The following is a 486-nucleotide window of genomic DNA, read 5'->3' as shown; positions in this document are numbered from 1 at the left end:
GCTACATCCTGATTCGGCACATCCTGCCGAACATCGCCGGGCCGTTGATCGTTCAGCTCTCGCTGTCGCTGGCGTTCGCGATCCTGGCCGAGGCCGCGCTGTCGTTTCTGGGGTTGGGCATCCAGCCACCGCAACCGTCGCTGGGCCGGATGATCTTCGACGCCCAGGGATTCGTCACGCTGGCCTGGTGGATGGCGGTGTTCCCGGGTGCGGCGATCTTCGTGATGGTGTTGGCGTTCAACCTGTTCGGTGACGGTCTCCGCGACGTGCTCGATCCGAAACAGCGGACCTCGATCGAGGCGAGAAGGGCGGGCCGCGGATGAATCAGCCGGTGCTGAAGGTCGATGACCTCCGGGTGACGATCGGTCGCCGCGAGATCGTGCGGGGTGTGTCGTTCGAGGTGCACCGTGAGCAGACCGTCGGCATCGTCGGCGAGTCCGGGTCCGGCAAGTCGATGACGGTGCTGTCCGCCACGGGGCTTTTGGA

Annotated in this window: 2 protein-coding genes; both read left to right on the top strand. The window is 65.4% G+C overall.

All coding sequences use genetic code 11. The annotated features are described in order from the left end of the window. A partial coding sequence (locus tag RM844_RS32265) for an ABC transporter permease (RefSeq protein ID WP_311671002.1) occupies positions 1 to 323 on the top strand: 323 nt, incomplete at its 5' end. Further along, positions 320 to 486, top strand: a 167-nt coding sequence (locus tag RM844_RS32260; protein ID WP_311671003.1) for an ATP-binding cassette domain-containing protein, incomplete at its 3' end; no start/stop codon positions are given. The genes RM844_RS32265 and RM844_RS32260, both read left to right, overlap by 4 nt.

Origin of the sequence: Streptomyces chisholmiae, assembly GCF_031845445.1 — a bacterium.
In the GTDB taxonomy this organism is placed as follows: domain Bacteria; phylum Actinomycetota; class Actinomycetes; order Streptomycetales; family Streptomycetaceae; genus Streptomyces; species Streptomyces chisholmiae.
This window is presented reverse-complemented; position numbering and strand designations above follow the sequence as displayed.